This is a genomic window from Amycolatopsis sp. NPDC051128 (assembly GCF_040682715.1).
GTDB lineage: Bacteria > Actinomycetota > Actinomycetes > Mycobacteriales > Pseudonocardiaceae > Amycolatopsis.
Window position 1 is genome coordinate 12,422 of sequence record NZ_JBFBBN010000040.1, and the last position, 21,557, is coordinate 33,978.

General features: G+C 71.9%; 23 protein-coding genes and 1 pseudogene. 6 read left to right on the top strand and 18 right to left on the bottom strand.

The window, feature by feature from the left end; genetic code table 11:
- Positions 1 to 64 precede the first annotated feature (64 nt).
- Genes lgt through AB0M82_RS32215 form a run of 3 tightly spaced genes read right to left on the bottom strand, consistent with a single transcriptional unit; the run spans position 65 to position 3,459 of the window.
- Positions 65 to 1,135, bottom strand: a complete 1,071-nt coding sequence (gene lgt, locus AB0M82_RS32205) for a prolipoprotein diacylglyceryl transferase (RefSeq protein ID WP_364729990.1) — start codon at positions 1,133 to 1,135, stop codon at positions 65 to 67.
- Positions 1,136 to 1,153: 18 nt separating this feature from the next.
- Positions 1,154 to 2,326 carry an amidohydrolase gene (locus AB0M82_RS32210; protein ID WP_364729992.1) on the bottom strand — a complete coding sequence of 391 codons (1,173 nt, stop codon included), beginning with the start codon at positions 2,324 to 2,326 and terminating at the stop codon, positions 1,154 to 1,156.
- On the bottom strand, positions 2,323 to 3,459 hold the full coding sequence (locus AB0M82_RS32215) for an amidohydrolase family protein (RefSeq protein ID WP_364729995.1): 1,137 nt from the start codon (positions 3,457 to 3,459) through the stop codon (positions 2,323 to 2,325). The genes AB0M82_RS32210 and AB0M82_RS32215 overlap by 4 nt, the downstream gene beginning before the upstream one ends.
- Positions 3,460 to 3,648: 189 nt before the next feature.
- On the opposite strand from AB0M82_RS32215, the gene AB0M82_RS32220 reads away from it, so the two are divergent.
- Positions 3,649 to 5,016, top strand: a complete 1,368-nt coding sequence (locus tag AB0M82_RS32220) for a glutamine synthetase family protein (protein WP_364729998.1) — start codon at positions 3,649 to 3,651, stop codon at positions 5,014 to 5,016.
- Here the strand turns inward: AB0M82_RS32220 and AB0M82_RS32225 are convergent.
- The 8 genes and pseudogenes from AB0M82_RS32225 to AB0M82_RS32260 form a co-directional block, all read right to left on the bottom strand.
- Positions 5,008 to 5,664: a peptidoglycan recognition family protein gene (locus tag AB0M82_RS32225; protein ID WP_364730001.1), complete on the bottom strand. Its 657-nt coding sequence runs from the start codon at positions 5,662 to 5,664 to the stop codon at positions 5,008 to 5,010. The genes AB0M82_RS32220 and AB0M82_RS32225 overlap by 9 nt on opposite strands.
- A 47-nt stretch (positions 5,665 to 5,711) precedes the next feature.
- A pseudogene (locus tag AB0M82_RS32230) lies at positions 5,712 to 6,023 on the bottom strand (Uma2 family endonuclease); the annotation flags it as partial.
- Between the two features lie 98 nt (positions 6,024 to 6,121).
- Positions 6,122 to 6,499 (bottom strand): MerR family transcriptional regulator, encoded by a 378-nt coding sequence (locus AB0M82_RS32235; RefSeq protein WP_364730003.1) that lies wholly within the window; start codon positions 6,497 to 6,499, stop codon positions 6,122 to 6,124.
- Between the two features lie 47 nt (positions 6,500 to 6,546).
- On the bottom strand, positions 6,547 to 7,338 hold the full coding sequence (gene trpA / locus AB0M82_RS32240; RefSeq protein WP_364730006.1) for a tryptophan synthase subunit alpha: 792 nt from the start codon (positions 7,336 to 7,338) through the stop codon (positions 6,547 to 6,549).
- Positions 7,335 to 8,564 (bottom strand): tryptophan synthase subunit beta, encoded by a 1,230-nt coding sequence (gene trpB / locus AB0M82_RS32245; protein ID WP_364730009.1) that lies wholly within the window; start codon positions 8,562 to 8,564, stop codon positions 7,335 to 7,337. Before trpB ends, trpA begins: the two co-directional genes overlap by 4 nt.
- Positions 8,543 to 9,352, bottom strand: a complete 810-nt coding sequence (trpC, locus tag AB0M82_RS32250; protein WP_364730012.1) for an indole-3-glycerol phosphate synthase TrpC — start codon at positions 9,350 to 9,352, stop codon at positions 8,543 to 8,545. Before trpC ends, trpB begins: the two co-directional genes overlap by 22 nt.
- A gap of 124 nt (positions 9,353 to 9,476) precedes the next feature.
- The gene (locus AB0M82_RS32255) at positions 9,477 to 10,004 is read right to left on the bottom strand and encodes a Trp biosynthesis-associated membrane protein (protein WP_364730220.1); all 528 of its coding nucleotides are present in this window, start codon (positions 10,002 to 10,004) and stop codon (positions 9,477 to 9,479) included.
- A gap of 52 nt (positions 10,005 to 10,056) precedes the next feature.
- A complete protein-coding gene (locus AB0M82_RS32260; RefSeq protein WP_364730014.1) occupies positions 10,057 to 11,616 on the bottom strand; it encodes an anthranilate synthase component I in 1,560 nt (519 codons plus the stop codon).
- Between the two features lie 53 nt (positions 11,617 to 11,669).
- Between AB0M82_RS32260 and AB0M82_RS32265 the strand changes: the two genes are divergently transcribed.
- A complete protein-coding gene (locus AB0M82_RS32265; RefSeq protein WP_364730017.1) occupies positions 11,670 to 12,326 on the top strand; it encodes a TetR family transcriptional regulator in 657 nt (218 codons plus the stop codon).
- Here the strand turns inward: AB0M82_RS32265 and AB0M82_RS32270 are convergent.
- The 6 genes from AB0M82_RS32270 to hisF all read right to left on the bottom strand — a co-directional run bounded on the left by AB0M82_RS32270 (position 12,307) and on the right by hisF (position 16,549).
- Positions 12,307 to 13,350 (bottom strand): DUF3592 domain-containing protein, encoded by a 1,044-nt coding sequence (locus AB0M82_RS32270; RefSeq protein WP_364730020.1) that lies wholly within the window; start codon positions 13,348 to 13,350, stop codon positions 12,307 to 12,309. The two genes, AB0M82_RS32265 and AB0M82_RS32270, sit on opposite strands and share 20 nt — an antisense overlap.
- Before the next feature lie 299 nt (positions 13,351 to 13,649).
- Positions 13,650 to 14,546, bottom strand: a complete 897-nt coding sequence (locus AB0M82_RS32275) for a DUF3592 domain-containing protein (protein ID WP_364730023.1) — start codon at positions 14,544 to 14,546, stop codon at positions 13,650 to 13,652.
- A 146-nt stretch (positions 14,547 to 14,692) separates the two neighbouring features.
- On the bottom strand, positions 14,693 to 15,046 hold the full coding sequence (locus AB0M82_RS32280; protein ID WP_364730025.1) for a DUF1304 domain-containing protein: 354 nt from the start codon (positions 15,044 to 15,046) through the stop codon (positions 14,693 to 14,695).
- On the bottom strand, positions 15,043 to 15,405 hold the full coding sequence (hisI, locus tag AB0M82_RS32285) for a phosphoribosyl-AMP cyclohydrolase (protein ID WP_004561853.1): 363 nt from the start codon (positions 15,403 to 15,405) through the stop codon (positions 15,043 to 15,045). The genes AB0M82_RS32280 and hisI overlap by 4 nt, the downstream gene beginning before the upstream one ends.
- Positions 15,402 to 15,779, bottom strand: a complete 378-nt coding sequence (locus AB0M82_RS32290) for a hypothetical protein (protein ID WP_364730027.1) — start codon at positions 15,777 to 15,779, stop codon at positions 15,402 to 15,404. Before AB0M82_RS32290 ends, hisI begins: the two co-directional genes overlap by 4 nt.
- Positions 15,776 to 16,549 (bottom strand): imidazole glycerol phosphate synthase subunit HisF, encoded by a 774-nt coding sequence (gene hisF / locus AB0M82_RS32295; protein ID WP_364730029.1) that lies wholly within the window; start codon positions 16,547 to 16,549, stop codon positions 15,776 to 15,778. The genes AB0M82_RS32290 and hisF overlap by 4 nt, the downstream gene beginning before the upstream one ends.
- A gap of 38 nt (positions 16,550 to 16,587) precedes the next feature.
- Between hisF and AB0M82_RS32300 the strand changes: the two genes are divergently transcribed.
- From AB0M82_RS32300 to AB0M82_RS32315, 4 genes are all read left to right on the top strand, one after another.
- Entirely contained in the window at positions 16,588 to 17,175 is a 588-nt protein-coding gene (locus AB0M82_RS32300; protein ID WP_364730032.1) for a TetR family transcriptional regulator, read from the top strand.
- 303 nt (positions 17,176 to 17,478) lie between these two features.
- Positions 17,479 to 18,972: a right-handed parallel beta-helix repeat-containing protein gene (locus tag AB0M82_RS32305; RefSeq protein WP_364730035.1), complete on the top strand. Its 1,494-nt coding sequence runs from the start codon at positions 17,479 to 17,481 to the stop codon at positions 18,970 to 18,972.
- Between the two features lie 87 nt (positions 18,973 to 19,059).
- Complete coding sequence (locus tag AB0M82_RS32310) at positions 19,060 to 19,572, top strand: SigE family RNA polymerase sigma factor (protein ID WP_364730037.1); 513 nt, start codon at positions 19,060 to 19,062, stop codon at positions 19,570 to 19,572.
- Entirely contained in the window at positions 19,569 to 20,546 is a 978-nt protein-coding gene (locus tag AB0M82_RS32315; protein ID WP_364730040.1) for a hypothetical protein, read from the top strand. The genes AB0M82_RS32310 and AB0M82_RS32315 overlap by 4 nt, the downstream gene beginning before the upstream one ends.
- Here AB0M82_RS32315 and AB0M82_RS32320 read toward each other — a convergent pair.
- Positions 20,536 to 21,483, bottom strand: coding sequence for a hypothetical protein (locus AB0M82_RS32320; RefSeq protein WP_364730042.1), 948 nt, complete (start codon positions 21,481 to 21,483; stop codon positions 20,536 to 20,538). The genes AB0M82_RS32315 and AB0M82_RS32320 overlap by 11 nt on opposite strands.
- Positions 21,484 to 21,557: the final 74 nt, after the last annotated feature.

The window sequence follows — 21,557 nt, forward strand, 5'->3', positions numbered from 1 at the left end:
GCGCTTGGGGATCAGCGCGCGGAACCCAGCCAGGTGCTCAATGCTGTGAGGGCGTTGACCGGGGTCAGCCCTCGTCGGACTTCTTCGCCGCGGGTTCCTCGGCCGGGGCCGCGTCCTCCGCGGGCTTGTCGGCCGGAGCGGCGACCTTCGCGGGTTCCGGCTCCGCAGCGTCGGCGGCGGCTTCCGGAGCCGGGTCTTCCGACGCCGCGGCGTCCGGATCCCCAGTAGCCGGATCAGCGGCCGGCTCGCCCGTGGCCGCGGTGTCCTTGCCCCGCAGCAGTTCGGGCGCCTCCCGCGGCCCCCGCTTCCCGGCGAGCACGAAGTACACCGCCGCTCCCACGAACAGCAGGATCGACGTCCACACGTTCACCCGCAGGCCGAGGATGTGGTTCGCGGTGTCCGTCCGCATCATCTCGATCCAGCCGCGGCCCACCGTGTAGCCGGCGACGTACAGCGCGAACACCCGCCCGTGCCCCAGCTTGAAGCGCCGGTCCGCCCAGATCACCAGCAGCGCGACCAGCAGGTTCCAGAGCAGCTCGTACAGGAACGTCGGGTGGACCGGGCTCTCCGGCAGCGGGATGTGGCCGGTCGCGACGCCGTTCAGCAGGTTGTCCGGGTCCTCCGGGTTGAAGCGCTGGTAGACCTCCAGGCCCCACGGCAGGTCGGTGTGCGCGCCGTACAGCTCCTGGTTGAAGTAGTTGCCGATCCGCCCGATGGCCTGCGCCACGACGATGCCGGGGGCGAGCGCGTCGGCCATCGCCGGCAGCGGGATGCCCCGGCGGCGGCACGCGATGAGCGCGCCCACCGCGCCGAGGGCGATGGCGCCCCAGATGCCGAGGCCGCCGTCCCAGATCGCGAACGCCTTCCAGGGGTTCTTGCCCTCGGTGAAGTACAGCTCGGGGTCGGTGATCACGTGGTACAACCGGCCGCCGACCAGGCCGAACGGCACGGCGAAGACGGCCAGGTCGATCACCGTGCCCTTGGTGCCGCCGCGCGCCACCCAGCGCCGCTCACCCCACCAGATCGCCACGATGATGCCGGCGATGATGCACAGGGCGTACGCACGGAGCGGGATCGGCCCCAGGTGCCAGACCCCCTGGTCGGGGCTGGGGATCGTCGCGAGGTAGGCGCTCATCACGCGGCCACCGTAGCGCTATCGCGCCGAAGGCTCCAAGGCGGCCAGGTAGCCCGCCACCAGCGCGTGCGCGACGTGGGTGACGGCCTCGTCCCGCGGGAGGAACCGTTCGTCGTGCAGGCTCGGCACGCCCGCCGTGTCGCCGACGCCGACGAACAGCATCAGCCCGCGGGTTCCGTTGCCGCAGTAGTGGGCGAAGTCGTCGGCGCCGAAGGACCGGAACTTGTCGTCCACCAGGAAGCCCGCGTGCCGAAGCCAGCCCTGCGCCGCCGTCGCCAGCGAGACGTCGTTGTTCAGCACCGGCTCGCACGGGTTGATCTTCAGCTCGGCCGCGCAGCCGTGCGCCCTGGCCGTGCCGTGCACGATCTCCGTCAGGTTCTCGAGCGCGCTTTCGCGGTCCTTCTCGCGCATCACGCGCAGCGAGCCGAACGCGGTCGCGCTGTTCGGGACGACGTTCGCGGCGGCGCCGGCCTGGATCCGGCCGATCGAGCAGACCGCGCCGAACACCGGGTCGATCCGGCGCGACGCGAGCTGCTGCAGGCTCACGACCAGCTGCGACAGCGCCAGGATCGGGTCGCGCAGCAGGTGCGGGTAGCCGGCGTGGCCGCCCTGGCCGTGCATCGTCACCTCGAACTCGTCGGTGGACGCGTTCACCGGGCCGGGCGCCGCCGACACCATGCCGTGCGCGATCCGCGGCTGGACGTGCGCGCCGATCACGATGTCCACCCCGGACTCGGCCAGCACCCCGGAGTCGACGACGTCGAGCGCGCCGGGCGGTGACGTCTCCTCCCGCGGCTGGAGCAGCGCCAGGATCGGCCGCGGCACGCCGACGCGCACCGCCGCGCGGCCGACCGCGACCAGCGCGGCGAGGTGGACGTCGTGGCCGCACGCGTGCATCAGGTCGGTTTCCGACGCCCACGGCACGCCGGTGCCCTCCAGCACCGGGAGCGCGTCGAGCTCGGCCCGCAGCGCCACGGCCGGGCCGTCGGAAGTGCCGGGCAGCCGGATCGCGCGGCCGGTCTTGGCGACCCGGATCCCGTCGCCCGCCCCGAGGGCGCCGGCCACCAGGCGGGCAGTGTCCTCCTCGTCGCCGGAAGCTCGCGGGTCGGCGTGCACCGCGTGCCGGAGTTCGACGGCGGCGGGCAGTTCCTCGGCGATCGCCCGCGTCCACCGGGTCCACAGATCACTCACACATGCTCCAAGCGGTAGATCCTCGTCGCGTTCTCGTGTCCCACCAAAGCACACAGCCGCATGGCGTCCACTTCGGACATCGCACCGGCGGCCAGCGCGCCGCGCACGAAGTCCGACAAACCCTGCCGGAACAGGGCTGTGCCCAGGTGGTACAGCTCGGCCAGGCCGAAGGCGTCGGTGGAGAAGAGAACCTTCCCGAACGGCGCGATCTCCAGGAGCTCGGCCAGGACGGCCGGCGCCCGGAAGCCCGCGTTGTGCGTGATGAGCCCGGCGTCGACGAACACGTGCTCGAAGACCTGCGCCAGATACGCGGCGTTGCGGTGGAACGGGTAGTTGTGCAGCAGGAGGATCGGCACGCCCCGGTCGCGGGTCGCCCGCAGCAGCCCGGTGAGCAGCAGCGGGTCGCAGCGGTGCAGGTCGACGTCGGAGTCGCCGTAGCCGACGTGGAACTGCACCGGCAGGCCGAGGTCGAGCCCGGTGAACACGAGGTGCCGGTGCAGCACCTCGTCGGCCAGGCGGACGCCTTCGCCCGCCTCGATCCGGGCGAGCCAGCGCCCGGCCGCCGCCTCGACCTCCGGCGGCGACGGCCGCTCCCCCGCCAGGCCGAGACCGACGCGGTAGGCCGCGATCGACTTGAGCCCGACGGCGGCCGAGGCGCGTTTCCCCAGCTCGTCGGCGAAGGCCGCGGCGAACCCCCGGGCAGGCGTCCCCTGGATCACGGCCTCGGCGACCTGTTCCAGCCGGACGACGTCGTGCGCGCGGGTGCCCGCCAGCGCGGCGAACTCCGGCGTCGTGGTCAGCGAATCCGGCTGGAACCCGCCGTCCAGCAGGAAGTCCGTCGTGCCGGTGGCGCGCAGGAACCGCCGGGCCACCTCGGTCGCGCCCAGCTCGGCGCGGCGTTCGAGGTAGGTCTCGGCCGGGGTGTGCCGCGGCAGGCCGAGCACGGGCGCGCAGCGTTCGCGCACGGCCAGCCCGATCAGCGAGTCGAACAGGCTCGTGCCCAGCGGCGAGGGCGCGTCGGCCTCGGTCAGCATCGCCTCGAAACCCGCGCGGGCCACGACCCCGGTGACGACGCCGTGACAGTGGTGGTCCACCAGCGGCAGGTCCGAGACGAACGGGAGCAGTCCGGTCATGCGCCTCCGTCCCTCTCGGTCAGCCTCTCCCCCACCCTACGAGCCGGCGAAGGCGGCGGTTGAGTGGTCTGCCGCGGCCTGCCGGACGGACCGGGATCGGCGCAGCCCTGGACGGGTTTCGACGGTGTCTGACAAGATCGTCACCTCTTTCGCAGGCACGAAGACCCAGTGAACATCGACGGGGGCACGATGAGCCGGCTCGATCGGGCAGAACTCGCACAGCAGGGCGCGATCCGGGCGGACGGCCTGCGCGCCGCCGGGGTCGAGCTCGTCGCGTTGAGCTTCGTGGACAACAGCGGCATCGCGCGGGTGAAGGCCGTCCCGGTCGACCGGCTGTGGTCGGCGGCCGCGTGGGGGGTCGGCGCGTCGAACTCGTTCGACTTCTTCCTGGCCACCGACGAAATCGTCGGCGGCGCCTACTCGCACGGCCCGGTCGGCGACCTGCGGCTGCACCCGGACCTCGACGCGCTCGTGCCGCTGGCCGCGCAGCCGGGCTGGGCGTGGGCGCCGGTGTGGAAGTACGACCAGGAAGGCGAGCCGCACCCGCAGGACGCGCGGGCGCTGGCCGCGGCCGCGACGGCGCGACTGGCGTCGCTGGGCTACAACGCGCGAACGGCGTTCGAGATCGAGTGGGTGATCACGGCCGCCGACGCGCCGGACGACCCCCGCTCGGCCACCGCGGGCCCGGCCTACGGCTACGCGCGGCTTTCGTCGCAGGCCGGCTACCTGCGCGCGCTGGTGTCCGCGTTGTCCGCGCAAGGCGTTGCGGTGGAACAGATCCACCCCGAATACGCGGCCGGGCAGTTCGAGCTTTCGGTGGCGGCGGGCGACCCGGTGCGCGCGGCGGACGTCGCGGTGCTGACGCGCGAGACGATCCGGACGGTCAGCGAGCGGCACGGGCTGCGCGCGTCGTTCACGCCGAAGTTCGAGCCGGGCGGCGTCGGCAACGGCGGCCACGTCCACCTGAGCATCTGGGACGGCGACCGCAACCTCTGCGCCGGCGGCGACCGGCGGTTCGGGCTCACCGAGACGGCGGAGGCGTTCGGCGCCGGGATCCTCTCGCGGCTGCCCGCGCTGCTGGCGGTCGGCGCGCCGTCGGTCGTCAGCCACCTGCGCCTCGAACCGCACCACTGGGCCGGGGTGTTCTCCGCGTGGGGCCTGGAAAACCGCGAGACACCACTGCGGCTGGTGCGTGGCCCGGCCGGGCAGCGCGACCGGGCGGCGAACTTCGAGGTCAAGTGCTTCGACCTGACGGCGAACCCGTACCTGGTGGTGGCCGCGCTGCTGTTCGCGGGCCTGGCCGGGGTGGCCGCGGGGGCGTCGTTGCCGGAGCCGGTCGACGTCGACCCGGGGACGCTGCCCGAGTCGGCCGGGATCCGGCGGCTGCCGACCCGCCTGGCCGACGCGGTGGCGGCGTTCGAAGCCGACGACGTCCTGCCGAAGGCGTTCGGCGCCGAGCTGGCCACGACGCTCATGGACGTGCGCCGCGGGGAGATCGACCGGCTCGGCTCGCTGTCGCCGGAGGAGCTGTGCGCCGTGATGCGGTACCTACACTAGGGCTTTCGCGACCTCGCTCCGGAGTTGCGGCAGCTTCGCGTACAGGCGGTCGCCCGGGCACTCGGTGTTGTAGTAGTCGCGGTGCCCCTTGATCTCCTCGACCGGGATGCCGTACTGGCGGCAGATGTAGGCGCAGAAGACGACGAGGGACGCCCACTGCGTCTGGGGCGGTTCGACGCTGGTGTAGAGGCCTTCGTTCTCGATGCCGATGGCGTTGGTGTTCTGGCCGGGGCAGTGCGCGCCCTGGATCATGGTGGTGCGGCCGCGCAACGCGGCGAGGCTGCCGTGGCGGCCTTCCAGACGGTAGCCCCCGCGGCTGACGGTGAAGTGCTGGCCGGTGTCGGACCAGCCGTTGTTGTCCATGTGGTCGTGCTGGTCGTCGCGGGCGACCTGGAAGGCGTGCGCCAGCGAGTAGTCGGTGCTGTTGGCACTGGCGATGTGGTGGATCAGGATCCGGTTGGCCGGATGGTCGAGAGTGGTGAGCGCGTCGGCGGGCGGCCGGGCGCCCCACTCGGCGCAGCTGTAGATCCGCGGCTCGGTTCCCGCGGCTCGGGCGGCTCCCGGGAGGACCAGGCCGGCGGCCCCGGCGACGGCGAGGCCGGCGGCACCGCGGAGGAAGGTGCGCCGCGGGAGGTGTGCGATGTCCATGGGACGGACTCTCCTGCGGCGGCATACAGCTTTCGTACAAAAGCCGGTCAGGCGAGGCGGATTGTGGCGTTGAAGGGCCGGGTGAGTTCGAGTTTCGCGTTCTCGCTCTTGGCGATCGGGACGTAGTCCTCGCCCTGGAGTTCGAAGAGGGTCGCGACGGCCGGTTCCATCGGCTCGGCCAGGAGGTAGTACGGGATCAGGGCCTCGGCGTAGAGGGCCCGTTTGAGGATCCGGTCCTGCACCTTGGTCGACGGCGAGACGATCTCCGCGGCCAGCAGGACATCGCTCGCCGCGTAGGCCATGGCGTCGACCGCGGCGCAGGTCAGGATCACCAGATCGGGAACGAGCAGCCGCCGCGTTGAGAAACGCGTTGTGGATCATCACACAGGGAGTATGCGGACCACCACTGACAGTTCTGAATCGGGCGATGGGCGTCACGTGGGTGTGACAGCGTCCTTCAGCCTGCCGAGGCCAACTCCGGCGCACCGCTGTACAGCCGGATCTTGAACCGGATGTGGTCCTGGTGTTCCTTCAGCCGCTCGATCTGCGCCTCCACTCGCTGCTCGTGCTCGCGCAGCACTTCGACCCGCTCTTCGCGCGTGGCCTCACCGGACCGCAGCAGTTCCACGAACCGCAGCATCTCCGCCACCGGCAGGCCCGCGTAGCGCAGGCAGCGCAACAAGTGGAGGAACTCCACGTCCTGGTCGGTGAACACGCGCCTGCCGCCGGCCGTGCGGCCGACCTGGTGGAGCAGGCCGATGCGCTCGTAGTACCTGAGGGTGTCGATCGTGAAACCGGTCTTTTCGGTCACCTGGGCCGGGGTGTAGGAGGTCACCGACCCAGCGTGGCACCTGGAGCGCACTCCGGGTCAAGCACCGGGCCTCAGGCCGGGGTGACGGCCCGGCGCACGCCTTCGGCGAGTTCGGCCGCAAGGCCACGAACCCCCGAGGGGCCCTCGGCCGCCGCCGTGACCAGGGCCGAGCCCACGATCACCGCGTCGGCGAACGACGCCACCTGGGCCGCCTGGTCGCCGGAGCGGACGCCGAGGCCGACGCCGATCGGCAGCGACGTGTGCGCCCGGGTGCGGCGGACCAGGTCCTCCGCATGGACGCCCACCTGCTCGCGCGCGCCCGTCACGCCCATCACGGCCGTCGCGTAGACGAAGCCCGAAGCGGCGTCCACCGTCTTCGCGATCCGCTCCTCCGACGACGACGGCGCCACCAGGAAGATCCGGTCCAAGCCGTGCTCGGCGGACGCCGTCATCCACGACGCGGCTTCGTCCGGGATCAGGTCCGGCGTGATCATGCCGAGCCCGCCCGCCGAAGCGAGGTCGCGCGCGAAGCGGTCCACGCCGTACTTGTTCACCGGGTTCCAGTACGTCATCACCACCGCGCGGCCCCCGCGCGCCGAGACCGACTCGACCACCTCGAACAGGTGCTTGAGGCGGAAGCCGTTGTCCAGCGCGGTCACCGAAGCGGCCTGGATCGTCGGGCCGTCCATCACCGGATCGGAGTACGGGACGCCGACCTCGATCAGGTCCGCGCCGCCGTCGATCGTCGCCGCGATCAGGTCCTTCGAGCCGGAAACGGTCGGGAAACCGGCCGGGAGGTACCCGATCAGGGCACCGCGCCCCTCCGCCCGCGTCGCGGCGAAGAGGTCGTCGAGTCCGCTCACTTGCCCACCAGCCCGAACCACTTCGCCGCCGTGTCCATGTCCTTGTCGCCGCGGCCGGAGAGGTTGACCACGATCAGGCCGGACGGCCCGAGCTCGCGGCCCAGCTCCAGCGCGCCGGCCAGCGCGTGCGCCGACTCGATCGCCGGGATGATGCCCTCGGTGCGCGAGAGCAGCATGAACGCGTCCATCGCCTCGGCGTCGGTGACCGGGCGGTACTCGGCGCGGCCGGTGTCCTTCAGCCACGCGTGCTCGGGGCCGACGCCCGGGTAGTCCAGCCCGGCCGAGATCGAGTGCGACTCGACCGTCTGGCCGTCCTCGTCCTGCAGCAGGTACGTCATCGCGCCGTGCAGGGTGCCCGGGGTGCCCTTCGTGAGCGTCGCGCCGTGGCGGTTGCCCTCGATGCCCTCGCCGCCCGGCTCCAGGCCGACCAGCCGCACGGACGGGTCGTCGTAGAACCCGGAGAAGATGCCGATGGCGTTCGACCCGCCGCCGACGCACGCCGCGACGACGTCCGGCAGGCGCCCGGCCTGCTCCAGGATCTGCTCGCGGGCCTCGGTGCCGATGACGTGGTGGAAGTGGCGCACCATCGCCGGGAACGGGGCCGGGCCGGCCGCCGTGCCGAACAGGTAGTGCGTGGTGTCGGCGTTGGCCACCCAGTCGCGCAGCGCCTCGTTGATCGCGTCCTTCAGCGTCCGCGACCCGGTCTTGACCGGGATCACCTCGGCGCCGAGCAGCCGCATGCGGGCCACGTTCAGCGCCTGGCGCTCGGTGTCGACCTCGCCCATGTAGACGACGCAGTCGAGGTCGAGCAGCGCGCACGCGGTGGCCGTGGCCACGCCGTGCTGGCCAGCGCCGGTCTCGGCGATGACCCGCTTCTTGCCCATCCGCTTGGTGAGCAGCGCCTGGCCCAGCACGTTGTTGATCTTGTGGGAGCCAGTGTGGTTCAGGTCCTCGCGCTTGAGGAACACCCGCGCGCCGCCGGCTTGCTCGCCGAAGCGCTTGGCCTCGGTGAGCAGCGACGGACGGCCCGCGTACTCGCGCAGCAGGCGGTTGAACTCGTTCAGGAACTCCGGGTCGTGCCGGGCCTTGTCGTACTCGGTGGCGACCTCGTCGACGACGCCGATCAGCGCCTCCGGCATGAACCGCCCGCCGTACGGCCCGTAGTAGCCGCGCTCGTCCGGATCGTGCTTACCGTGTTCCTCAGTCACCGCGAAGGCCTCGGGCAAGCGGGGTGCGAACCGGCGGTGACCAGCTTGACCAGGGCGCCCTTCGGGTCGCCGGACGCGACGAGCCCTTCGCCGACCAGCACCGCGTCGGCGCCGTGCCCGGCGTAGGACATCAGGTCGCCCGGCCCGCGGACCCCGGACTCGGCGACCTTGTAGACGTCCATCGGCAGGCCGGGGGCCAGCCGCGAGAAGACGTCGCGGTCCACCTCGAGGGTGTGCAGGTTGCGCGCGTTGACGCCGATGACCTTGGCGCCCGCCTCGAGGGCCCGGTCGGCCTCCTCGGCGTTGTGGATCTCCACCAGCGCGGTCATCCCGAGCGATTCGACGCGGTCGAGCAGCGAAACGAGCGCGTTCTGCTCCAGCGCGGCGACGATCAGCAGCACCATGTCGGCGCCGTGCAGCCGGGCCTCGTGCACCTGGTAGGGGCTGACGATGAAGTCCTTGCGCAGCACGGGGATGTCGACCGCCGCCCGGACCGCGTCCAGGTCGGCCAGCGAACCACCGAAACGGCGCTGTTCGGTCAGCACGCTGATCACCCGCGCGCCGCCGTCTTCGTAGTCCTTCGCCAGCGCGGCGGGGTCGGGGATGTCGGCCAGGTCGCCCTTGGAGGGGCTGCGCCGCTTCACCTCGGCGATGACGCCGATGCCGGACTCGCGCAGGGCGGCCATCACGTCACGGGGCGCCGGGGCGGCGGCCGCGCGGATCTTCAGCTCGTCGAACGGCAGCGCGGATTCCCGCGTCGCGAGATCCTCCCGCACGCCGGCGACGATGTCTTCGAGCACGCTCACCGGGCGCCCCCGCCCAGGCACGTGCTCACGGATTCACTCGCAAGGTCGCTCACAAAAACCTTCCCCTTCCCGCCGAAACGATGCTAACCCCCGCATCCGATGCGCCCGGTTCCGGGTGTGCGCGTTACTCCGAATGCCTGCCCCGGACGTCCGTGGGGTCTTCCCCTTCGGACAGCGCCTCCCACAGCTCGGCGTCCGGATCGCGCGTCTTCTTCCGCGTGGCCGGGGCCGCATACCGGGCGCCGAGCCGGGCGGTTCCGCCCGCGCCCTTGACGGCCGCCAGCCCGCCGGCGGCGACGAGAATTCCCCCGAGCACGGCCAGCCCGCGGCCGAGCAGCATCTGCGTCACCGGAAGGCCGTCGGCGTAGCCGCCGAACCGGACCCCGGACACGCCGGCCCAGACCGCGGCGACGCCGGCCAGCGCCAGCACGACGCCGAGCACGCGCCGCGCCCAGCCTCCCGTGGCCACCAGGCCCGCCACGCCGGCCAGCGCGAGCAGGGCCAGCGGCACGAGCGCCGTCGCCCGCTGCTCGCCGTTCTCGCGGTGGAGCACTGTGCCGCGCACGCCGCCGTCGCGGAACTCGGCGAACCACGTCAGCCGTGACGCCGCCCACAGGGCCAGCGCGCCCAGCAGGAGCGCGGCCACGATCATCCACAGTGGACGACGGGACGGCGTGGCGCTCTCCGGCGCCTCGGCCGGTTCGTCAGACATGGGCCGTGTCCGCGGCCGGGTCGAGGGCGCCCGCCGCCACGATCGTCTGCGCGGCGGCCACCGCCGAGAGCACGGTCCTGGCCTTGTTCAGCGACTCGGTGTCCTCGTAGTCCGGCACCGAGTCGGCGACCACCCCGCCCCCGGCCTGGACGTGCGCGACGCCGTCCTTCACCAGCGCCGTGCGGATCGCGATCGCCGTGTCGGCGTCGCCGGCGAAGTCGAGGTAGCCGACGACGCCGCCGTACAGCGCGCGGCGGACCGGCTCCAGCTCCTCGATCAGCTCCATCGCGCGGACCTTCGGCGCGCCGGACAGCGTCCCGGCCGGGAAGCACGCCGTGACCGCGTCGAACGCCGTCTTGCCGTCGGCCAGCTCACCGGTGACGGTCGACACGATGTGCATGACGTGGCTGTAGCGCTCGATCTGGAAGAAGTCGACCACGCGCACGGTGCCCGGCTTGCAGACCTTGCCGAGGTCGTTGCGGCCGAGGTCGACGAGCATCAGGTGCTCGGCGCGCTCCTTCTCGTCGGCCAGGAGGTCCTTGGCCAGCTGCGCGTCCTCCTCCGGGTCGGCGCCGCGCCAGCGGGTGCCCGCGATCGGGTGTGTGGTCGCCCGGCCGTCCCGCACGGTGACCAGGGATTCGGGGCTGGAGCCGACGATGTCGAAGCCGTCGAGCCGCAGCAGGTACATGTACGGGCTCGGGTTGGACGTCCGGAGCACGCGGTAGATGTCGAGCGCGCCGGCGGCGGTGGCGATCTCGAATCGTTGCGACGGCACGATCTGGAACGCTTCGCCGGCCTTGATCGCCTCGACGGCCTTTTCGACCGCGGCGTGGAACTCCGGCTTGGACCGCTTCCGGGTGAACTTCGGCTCGGGCCGGTCGAAAGCGGCGACGGTGGCCGGCGCGGGCACCTGCAGCTGCTCGGTCATCGCGCTCAGCCGGGCGACGGCGTCGTCGTAGGCCGCGTCCACGCGCTCGGGCGAGTCGTCCCAGTTGACGGCGTTCGCGATGAGCGTGACCGTGCCCTCGTGGTGGTCGAACGCCGCCAGGTCGGTGGCCAGGAGCATGGTCAGCTCGGGGATGTCGAGGTCGCGCTCGGCCAGCTCCGGCAGCTTTTCGAGCCAGCGCACGGCGTCGTAGCCGATGTAGCCGACCATGCCGCCGGTGAGCGGCGGCAGCCCGGGCAGCGCTTCGGTGTGCAGGGCCTCGATGGTCTCGCGCAGCACGGCCAGGGGGTTGCCCTCGGCGGGCAGGCCGACCGGCGGGGTGCCGGTCCAGACCGCCTTCCCGTCGCGGACGGTGAGCGCGGCCGGGCTGCGGACGCCGATGAACGACCAGCGGGTCCAGGACGCGCCGTTTTCGGCGGACTCGAACAGGAACGTGCCGGACCGGTCGGCGGCGAGCTTGCGGTACACCCCGATCGGCGTCTCGCCGTCGGCGAGGACCCGGCGCACGACCGGGACCACGCGGCGGCTTTCGGCGAGCGAACGGAAGTCCTCACGGGACGGGCTGACCGAGCCGGGGCCGGTCGAACCGGCGGTAGCGCTGACCATGCGGCTCATTGTGCCGCCCCGGCGGATCACGGCCACGGCGACCCCGAAATTCAATGGCTGTTGAATTCGGTGGGGGCTTCGGTCATGATGGGGCCGTGAGCACCACCGACGACACCGAGCCTACCGCCCGCCGCCGGGGCCGGCGGCCCGCCGGCCAGGACACCCGCACGGCGCTGGTCGAAGCCGCGCGGGCGGTGTTCGCCGAGAACGGCTACGACGGCGCGACCGTGCGCGCGATCGCCGGCCGCGCCGGCGTCGACGCGGCGATGGTCAACCACTGGTTCGGCAGCAAGGAGGGCCTGTTCGCCCGCGCGGTGCTCGAGCTCCCGTTCGACCCCCTGGAGCTGCAGGCGGAGCTGCGCGACGGCCCGGCCGACGAGCTCGGCGAACGGATCGTCCGCGCGTTCCTCACCCGCTGGGACGGCGCGGGCGGCGACGTCTTCCAGGCGCTCATCCGCAGCATCACCGCCCACGAACTGGCCGGGCAGATGCTGCGCAACTTCTTCCAGAGCTTCTTCACGGCGCTGATCACGTCCATCGGCTCCGACCGGATCCCGCTCCGGATGACGCTCTGCGCGTCCCAGCTGGTGGGCATGGGCATGATCCGGTACGTCGCGAAGTTCGAGCCGATGGCGTCGACGGAGATCGAGACGCTGGTGACCGCGGTGGCCCCGAACGTCCAGCGCTACCTCACCGGCGAGATCGGCTGAGTCCCCCGCCCCCGCTTTCGGTGCGCAGGCCCATCGCGTAAGCCGGAACCGCGTACGGGCCGGGGCGGCGCGGGCCGTTCGGGAAGAGGACGACCATGTGCCGCCCCCAGCCGCCCACCCACGCGAGCCGGTCGGTGAAGTCCGCCAGCGCGTGGGCCCCGTGCGTCGAAGACATCGCCCGCAGCACGATCCCGGTGCCCTCGCGGTAGCGGACGTGGATCTCCGGCGGGGGCCGTCTCAGCGAGGTGCCGGTGCGGGCGAAGACGCGCACGATGTCGACCGTCGCGTTCCGCCACCCGGTGGCCGCGACCGCGCGGGCCCGGCGCCACCAGCCCACCGCGGCCCAGGTGGCGAACACCGTCCCGAGCGAGCCGGCCACGATCGAGACGATGCCGAGGTTCAAGACGAACTGGTTCTTGTTCTCTTCTTTCGTGGTGCGCACCCGGTCCGGATCGGCGCGGTCGTGGACCACGGTGACTTTCTCGCCGACGGAGTACGAGTTCTCCGAATCCCGGACGATCTTCGCGGTCCGCGTGCCGTAGCGCACCTGGAACGTCATCCGGCCCCGGGTGTGGTTCTGCACGGAAACCACCTCGCCGGTGGTGCGGGCGCCGGTCGCGAGGAGCTCGTCGGCGGCCTTGCCGAGCAGGACCAGACCGGCGGCCCCGCTCCCGGCCAGTGCCGCCCAGACGAGGACGAACATCGTCGCACGCCGCGCGATCCGGTGCAGCCGCACGGTTTCGGCCGCGAAGTCGATCCGGCGGTCGTGGTCGTGGCCGGTCGGCGGCGGCAGCCACCCCGCGAAACCGTCCTCGCTCGCGGCGGCGCGATTCCGGGCGAGCACCCGCAGGCGCCGGACGCCCAGCACCACGCAGCCGGACAACGCCGCAAGAGCGACGACGGAGCCGGGAATCAGGCCGTAAGCCGCCACCACGTCCGGAGAAAAGGCGAAGACGGCCACCACGGCCGCCGGGAGGGCGAACCACACCCACCGCCGCCGGACGAAACCGCCGAAGGGATCCATCAGCCGAGCTTAGAAGCCTTGAGCAGCGCCGATGCCGCGAGAAAAGGCACAGCGCCCGAAGGCAACCGGACGGCCGCGCCGAGCGTGCGAGTGAGCAGGCGATCGTCACCCGGATGCCGAACGGAACAGCAGTCCATCGCCATTCGTGGACTTTTGGCAAAAACTGTCGTACAGCGGCACCAATGACAATTGCGTCGAGGTGGCGCTGGGGCGCGGGTGTGCGGGACACCAAGGCGCAGCTGACCGTCTCCGCGCGGGCGTGGCGTTCCGTTCTCGACCGGCTGCGCTGACCTCCGGCCTCAACGTTCCTCCCGCAGGGACATCGCGTACACCGGGACCGCGTAAGGCCGCTTCCGCCGCGGCGCGTACGGGAACAGCACGACCATGTCGCGGCCCCAGCCGCCGACCCAGGCCTGCCGGTCCGGCCGGTTCTTCAGCACCGTGGCGCCGTGCGTCGAGGTGGCGGCGCGCAACGCGATCACCGAGTCGTCGCGGTAGCGAACGTGGATGTCGGGGGTGTGCTGTCCCTTGCGGACCGGGTAGTCGGGGACCACCGTCACGGCGGCGACGCGCCAGCCGGTGCGCCGCACGGCCCGGTGCCGCTGCCGCCAACGCGAGGCGGCCACCACCGAAACCGGCGCCGCGACGAGCGCGAGCAGCATCGGCACGACGCAGAACCCGACCAGGTACTGGTTGTCGTTCGGCTCGTCCACGGTGCGGACGTGCTCCGGGTCCGTCCGGTCGTAAACCACCGTCACGCTGTCGCCGGGCGTGTAGGCGCGGCTGCTGTCCCGGACGATCTCCTCGGTGAACACGGTGCCGCCGGCCGCGTACCGCACCCACATCGACGGCGAGCCCCGGCCGCTGCGCGGGTTGACGACTTCCACGACCTGACCGCCGGCGCGGGCGCCGGTGGCCAGGAGATCCTCGGCGGCGTTCTCGATCGCGACGAGACCCGCGATGCCGCCGGCCAGCACCCCGCACCACAGCAACGCGAGCACCAGGGCGCGCCGGCCGAGAGTGCGCAGCCGGGCGGTTTCGACGTCGAAGTCGACCCGGACGCCGCCGTCGAGACGCTCCGGCGGCGGCAGCCAGCGTTCGAGGCACAGCCGCGCCAGCACGGACTCGGTCCGGCGATCGGCGGCCCGGCGCCGGGCCACCGCCAGGGCACCCAGCGCCGCCGAACCGGCGAGCATCCCGAGATCGGCGGCGAGCGGCGGCCTGGGCGTCCGACCCCAGATCCATGGCCGAATCCTAAGTGGAAACCCGCAGGTCAGAGCCGGAATTGGGAAAGCAGACACCGGGGCAACCCCCGGGCCCCCAGGCGTGCAAGTCAGCAGGGTCAGCGGGCGAGCAGCAGCGCGATGAGCGCCAGCGCGCCCGGGACCACCTGCACGAGGAGGATCCGCTTGCTGGCCGTCGCCGCGCCGTAGAGGCCCGCGACGATCACGCAGACGAGGCCGTACAGCTGGAGCTGGAACTCGCCCGCGATGAGGCCCCACACGAGCGCGAGCGCCAGAAAACCGTTGTACAGCCCCTGGTTCGCGGCCAGCGTCTTGCTCTGCTCCGCGAACTCCTTCGTCGTGCCGAAGGCCGCACGGGCCCGGGGCGTCGTCCAGAGGACCATCTCCAGCACGACGATGTAGAGGTGGATCAGGGCGACGATTCCGATCAGGACGTCCGCGACGATGTTCACGCGTGCTCTTTCTCATCGGCCAGGAGCAGTCGCTCCTCGGTGTCGAAACAGGTGTGCGTGCCGGTGTGGCAGGCCGGGCCGGTCTGGTCGACGCGCAGCAGGACCGTGTCGCCGTCGCAGTCGATCCGCACTTCGCGAACGTGCTGGTAGTGACCGGACGTCTCGCCCTTGACCCACAGCTTCCGCCGGCTCCGGGACCAGTACGTGCCGCGGCGGGTGGCCAGGGTCGCGGCGAGGGCGTCGTCGTTCATCCAGGCCATCATCAGCACGTCCGATGTGGCGTGCTCGACGACGACCGCCGCGATCAGGCCGTCGGCGTTGCGCTTGAGGCGCGCCGAGACGGCCGCGTCGAGGGTCATGCTTGCGCTCCCAGGATGTGCCGCTTCAGCGGCATCGAGTTCAGCAGGACGAATGCGTAGCCGTACCCGGCGAACGACAGGCCCGAGAACAGCTTGTTCCACCACAGCGCCGCGGCGAGCAGCAGGAACGCGTGGAGCAGCGCGAACACCACGGCGACGACCAGCCCGCCGATGCGGGCGCTGCCCATCTTCACCGCGAGCCCGGTGACGACGACGCCGCCGAGGAGCAGCGCGAGCGCGGGCATCCGGAAGATCGTCAGGCCCGAGCCGGCGCTCAGGACCGGGATCAGGTCGAGCAGCGCCCACGCCACCGGCAGGCCAACCAGCAGCCCCGCCGTGACCTTCACCTCGACGGGTGCCTGCCACGACCTCATCGGACCTCGACCCCGCCTTCGCGGAGGGCGGCCTTGACGTCGCCGATCTTCAGCTGTCCGAAGTGGAACACGCTGGCGGCGAGCACGGCGTCCGCGCCGGTGCGAACGGCCGGCAGGAAGTGCTCGACCGCGCCCGCTCCCCCGCTGGCGATCACCGGGACGCGCACGGCCTTGCGGACCAGCTCGATGAGCTCCAGGTCGAAGCCGTTCTTGGTGCCGTCGGCGTCCATCGAGTTCAGCAGGATCTCCCCGACGCCGAGCTCCTCGCCGCGCGCGGCCCATTCGACGGCGTCGATGCCGGTGCCGCGGCGGCCGCCGTGGGTGGTGACCTCGAAGCCGGACGCGGTCGGCTCGCCGCCCGCGGGCACGCGGCGCGCGTCGACCGACAGCACGATGCACTGGGACCCGAACCGGCGGGAGGCCTCGTGGAGGAACTCCGGCCGGGCGATGGCGGCGGTGTTGATGCTCACCTTGTCCGCGCCCGTGCGCAGCAGCCGGTTGACGTCGTCGTTGCTGCGGACGCCGCCGCCGACGGTGAGCGGGATGAACACCTGCTCGGCGGTCCGGCGGACGACGTCGTAGGTGGTTTCGCGGTCGCCGGAGGACGCCGTGACGTCGAGGAACGTCAGCTCGTCGGCCCCTTCGGCGTCGTACCGCCGGGCCAGCTCGACCGGGTCGCCGGCGTCGCGGAGGCCGGCGAAGTTGACACCCTTCACGACCCGGCCCGCGTCGACGTCGAGACAGGGGATCACCCGCACCGCGACAGACATGCCCATCAGCGTAGTCAAGGGCGTTCTAAGCTCGGGCAATGGCACGGGCGGGACGGCGGCCGGGGCAGACCGAGACGCGCGAGAAGATCCTCGACGCGGCCCGGCACCGGTTCGCCGAGCTGGGGTACGACGGCGCGACGATCCGCGGGATCGCCGCCGACGCGGGCGTGAACGCGGCGCTGCTGCACCACTTCTTCGGCAGCAAGCAGGAGCTGTTCGCGGCGACGATGAACCTGCCCGTGAACCCCGCTTCCCTGATCTCGGCGATCTTGACCGGGCCCCGCGACGGCGTCGGCGAGCGGCTGGTGCGGGCGTTCCTGGCGGTCTGGGCGGAGCCGGAGGGCCGCACGCCGTTCGTCGCGATGCTGCGCGCCGCGGCGACGAACGAGCAGGTCGCGCTGATGATGCGCCAGTTCATCGAGCGCGCTGTACTGGCCGAGGTCGCCCGCGCGCTGGACGTGCCGCGGGTCCGGGTGACCGGCATCGCGGCGCAGATGATGGGGGTGGCACTGCTGCGGTACGTGATCAAGCTGCCACCGCTGGTGCAGGCCTCCGACGACGAGATCGTCGCGATGCTGGCACCGGTCGCGCAGTACTACCTGGCCCCGGCGGCGGGGGCCTGGTAGCCGCGCCGCCCCGACGGTCGCCCGGGCCGCGGAACTGTCGGTGCCTCCTGGCAGGCTGGAAACCGGGGGCTGCTCAGCGCGCGTTCACGTTCCGGCCATCCGGTTCGTCTGGTTTCCGCCTGTGCGCGAACTCCTCCCGGTGGCCGTGGCCGCCACCATTGTCCCACATTTGTCCAGAAATCAGATCCGGTGATTATTTAACCCTTGTCCGCTAGGCCATTCACGACATTTTCATCACCCGAAAGGGTCCAAGTTTCCACTTATGGCGGTGTCATCACAATCAATCCCGCGTAGGTTCACGACATGCCGCGCCCCCATTTTGCGATTGTCGTCCTGCTCCTGTCCGCTTTGATCAGTCCCGTTTTCCCGGCCGCCGCGACCGCCGCCGACAGCGCCGGGACCGCCGCCGTGTGCGACCACCAGCCCGCCCTGAACGCCCAGGCGCCGCCCGGCGCCGTGGTCGTCGACCCGGCCGTCGACGGCGATCTCAGCATCCGGACGCTGACCGCGCCGGCCGGCACCACCTTCTGGCTGCCACCCGGCACGCACCGCCTGGCCGCGGACGAGTTCGGCCAGGTGATCCCGAAGGACGGGAACGTCTACCTCGGCGCGCCCGGCGCCGTGCTCGACGGACGCGGGCTCAACCGGGCCGCCTTCACCCAGCAGGCCAAGGACGTCGTCATCCGCGGTCTCACCATCCAGAACTTCGTCGCCCCGCAGGACCAGGGCGTGGTCAACCACGACTCCGGCGAGCACTGGGTGATCGAAAACAACACGATCCAGCACAACAAGGGCGCCGCGCTGATGGCCGGCGTCCGGCAGGAAGTGCGGGCCAACTGCCTGCGCGACAACGGGCAGTACGGAATGAACGCCTACCGCCCCGACAACGCGATCACCGGGCTGCTCGTCGAGGGCAACGAAGTCTCGGGCAACAATGTCGACGACTGGGAAACGCGCAGCCCCGGCTGCGGCTGCAGCGGCGGAATCAAGTTCTGGGCCGTGAACGGCGCCGACATCCGCGGCAACTGGATCCACCACAACCACGGGCCCGGCCTGTGGGCCGACACCAATGACAACGACTTCCTGATCGAAGACAACGTCATCGAAGACAACGAGAACGAAGCGATCTTCTACGAGATCAGCTACAACGTCGTCATCCGCCACAACGCCATCCGCCGCAACAACGTGGTGGCTGGCGGCAGGCGCGCGGCCCGCGGCGACAACTTCCCCTCCGCGGCGATCTACCTCTCCGAGTCCGGCGGCGAACCGCGCGTGCCTGCCCGCACCGACCTCGTCGACATCTACGGCAACGACTTCGAGGACAACTGGTCCGCCATCACGCTGTGGGAGAACGCCGACCGGTTCTGCAACAGCCCGGCGAACACGTCCACCGCGAGCTGCACCAAGCTGGTCGCCGACCGGACCTTGTGCGCGGCGCCGGGCATCGAGTCCCGGCCGCTCTACGACGACTGCCGCTGGAAGACCCAGCGGGTCGAGATCCACTCGAACACCTTCAGCTTCGACCCCGCCCGGCCCGGCTGCGCCGGCCTGTGCGGCCGGATGGCCGTGGTGTCGAACTACGGCACCTACCCGTCCTGGTCCCCGTACCGGGGCACCCTCGTGCAGGAGGCGATCACGCGCGACCAGGACAACTACTGGTTCAGCAACGACTACGTCGGGCCGTGGACGTTCGTCACCGGGGACGTCTCCCGCACCCTCACGCCGGCGGAGTGGCAGAGCGCACCGTGGTACAAGGACGACTGCTCGTCCTTCGACGGGGTGACCCCGAACTGCTGACGAAGCCGGGGAAACTTCCCGGATCGATGCATCAGCCCGGCCCTCTCGCGCGTCCAAGGGGGTGACAGAGCGGGCGAAGGGACGTGCGTGGGCTTCGAAGAGTTCGTGGCGGAGCGGCTGGACGGGCTGCTCCGCTACGCCACCGTCCTGACGAACGACCCCCACCTGGCGCAGGACATCGTCCAGGACGTGCTGCTGCGCGCCCAGCAGCGGTGGGACGACATCGGCGCCCCGCCGACGTACGTGCGGCGGATGGTCACCAACGAGTACCTGTCCTGGCGACGGCGGGCGGTGCGGCGGATGGTGCCGAGCAGCCACGACGTCCTGGACGCCCTCGGCCCGCCGTCGGCCGACCCGGCCACCGCCTACGACGAGCGGGACGCGATGCTCGGCCTGCTCGCCGCGCTGCCCCGCAAGCAGCGCGCGGCGATCGTGCTGCGGTACTACGAGGGCTACTCCGACGCCGAGATCGCCGCGATCCTGCGGTGCGGCACCTCGACCGTGCGCAGCCAGATCTCCCGCGCTCTCGCCACGTTAAGGACCGCCCCGCACCCCGCTGGGTGGCACAACGCTGCCCTCACGACCGGAGCTGGAGAATGACCCGCAGCGAGCACGAGACCGAGACGCTGATCCGGGAGAGCCTCGACCGCCTCGCCGCCCGCGCTCCGGACGGCCACGCGGTCCGCGAGGCACTCGCCCGCGCCGAGCGTGGCCGGCGGGCGCCCGCCCGGCTCGCGCTGGTGGCCGCCGCCGTGGTCGCGCTGGTCGTCGGCGTCGTCGCGGGCACGCAGCTGCTGACCAGGCCGGACCCGGCGCCGGCCGCGAGCCGCCCGGTGCTCGGCTACAGCCCGGGGTGGCTGCCGGACGGCTTCACCGAGCAGTACCGCGAAGGCGGGCCCGGGATCACCCCGCAGGTCCGGCGGTGGTTCGCCGGGCCGGCGTCGATCACGCTCTCGGCGTACTCGACCGCCGACCCCGAGTGGTCGCAGGCGGCGCTGAAGATCGCGTCGCTCCCGGACCAGGTCCTGGTGCGCGGCCGGGTCGCCATGGTCAAGGGCTCCGGCGGCACGGCGCGGCTCACCTGGCTGGCCGACGACGAGCACGTGCTGACCGCGGAGGTCATGAGCGTCCCGGACGCCCGCGCGGTCGCGGAGCGGATCGCCGGCTCGGTCGCCGCCGACCCGGTCGACGTCCGCGGTGAGCTGCGGTTCGGCCCGCTGCCGCCGGGGCTGGCCGAACGTTCGGCCGCGGTGAAGGGCACCGGTCCCGGCGACGCGGGCACCGAGCTGACCGCGGCCGACCCGGCCCGGCCGTCGATCCCCGTGGTGCGGGCCGCCGTCGGTGGGCGCGCCCCCGGCGTGGCCGGCGCCGCACCCGTGACCGTCCGCGGCAGCGAGGGCTTCTTCGTGCCGCCGAAGGACGGGAGGGACGCGATGGTCGCCACCCGGCTGCCGTCGGGGCGCTGGCTGACAGTGTCGGGGGCCCGGCCGGAGGCCGTGCTGGTCGCCGTCGCGGACGGCGTCCAGCTCGACCCTTCGCCCGACTACCGCTGGCTCGGCCGGGCTACCAGCTGATCATCGGGAACCAGATGTACCCGAGCCGTCCCAGCACGCGGACGTCCCAGTAGAGCAGCGTGAACGTGCCGCCGACGAGCAGGGCCACGCCGGTCACGGTCGCGATCCTGGCCGGTTTCGCGGCCAGCCAGCGCTGCACGCGCCCGCCCGTGGCGTGCGTCAGGATCAGGAACAGCACCGCCATGACGACGATGTTGCCGACCGACTGCAGCGCGAACGCGGCGGCGCCGTAGATGACGTTGTGCTGCTCGGCGGCGCTGCGGAACATGATCCGGAACAGCGGGTACGGCCGTCCGATGAGGAATCCGCCGATGAGCGCGCCCATCAGGACCAGCGGCGCGGCCGGGTGGCGGCGGACGAACCCGGCCAGGGGGTTGCGGAGGATGCCGAGCGCGATCAGGCCCATCAGCAGGAAGGCCAGGCCGACGACGCCGAAGGCGACCATCGACTGGACGCTGCGCGCGGACAGCCCGGTGGTCTTCGCGGTGGAGAACTGCGGCATCTTGGTGCCGACCAGGGCGACGATCACGCCGTAGACCACCGACACGGCCAGCATGCCCGCGGAGATCCAGCCGAGCGGCTTGAGCGTGGTGGCGAAGCTCCGTTTTCCGCCGGCCTCACCGCCGACGAGCGGCGCGACCGCCCCGAAGGCGGCGATGTTGCAGGCGGTGAACGAGCCCGCGAGGCCGGAGACGAACGCGAACAGCGTCCCGGCGAGGACGCCGCTGATCGGGGTGGCTTTCGCGTCGTAGCCGAGCAGCCCGTTCGCGACGCTGTCGCCGATGACGGAGTCGACGAAGGGCGCCGACCAGATCATGGTCAGCACGAGCCCGGCCAGGATCGCGGCGACGGCGATCGCCGCGCGGCGGGCCGGGTAGGGCCCGGCGCCGAAGAACTGGGCCTGCGGATGAAGCGGTACCTCGTGCTTGATGGCCATCGACTTCCCTCCGTCGCGGAAACCCCGGTGCGGGAAGCGTTTCAGACACGGGCGTCGAAACGCTTGGGCCAGCA